We start from the raw sequence: 791 nt of genomic DNA, 5'->3' as shown, positions 1-791 counted from the left end.
ATCAAACATCGTCTCAAAGTCTCCTGCTTTGTCGGAATCTCTGCAGTACGTCTGAATCGGGGTGCGCGGTACCAAAAGTAGACAAAAAACGTAGTGAATGTGTGATTTTTGTCTACTGGCTGGTCCAAATTCAGGGCGTGCGGGCTCGAAAGTAGAACAAACTCAAAATCACTGCCGTTTACGGACAAATCGATGAAAATTGGGAGTTTGTCCGTAAATGGTCTTCCCGAAAAATGCCGATTACGGACAAAATGGTCAAAAATGGCCGTTTGTCCGTAAAAATTCAGACGTTTCGGACCTGGTTTTACGGACAAATGCTCCAAAAAGCCGGCTTTGTCCGTAAATCTTCATCATAAAGGTCAAAAATTTACGGACAAATCACCAAAAAATGACGGTGTGTCCGTAAAATGCGGTTTGCTTAGTCAAGTCCTAATTTGTGTGTAAAATATTTTTCCCAGGCACAAGTTGTGCAGGGGATGCGAATGCATCCATGTCTGTCCACTATCACTCTTGAAGGATCTGTCAAGGGTGCGCCATCTGCGCACCTCGAAGAGGTTTCCTTGACAGCTCCGGAAAGAGTGATACACCTTACGCAGCTCTTAGTTTTTGTTGTTCCTCTGCCAATTTTTTGAGTTCAGCAACCGTCTTAGACTTGATCATTTTTGCGTAGGTTGCCGGACTGAATATGGCTTTCTTGGAGCTCACGACATCGTTTCTTTCCAACAGAACGGAACCCATCAGCCGCATCAGCGAGTTCTCGTTTGGGAAGATTCCGATGACGGAAGAACGTC

1 pseudogene is annotated in these 791 nt (G+C 45.1%); it reads right to left on the bottom strand.

The annotated features are described in order from the left end of the window. Positions 1-588 precede the first annotated feature (588 nt). Positions 589-791: pseudogene (locus KJQ99_RS09450) on the bottom strand (hypothetical protein); the annotation flags it as partial.

The organism is Campylobacter sp. 2018MI13, from assembly GCF_018501135.1.
Taxonomy (GTDB): Bacteria; Campylobacterota; Campylobacteria; order Campylobacterales; family Campylobacteraceae; genus Campylobacter_E.
Note: the sequence above shows the minus strand (reverse complement) of the source record. Positions and strands in the feature narration are given on the sequence as shown.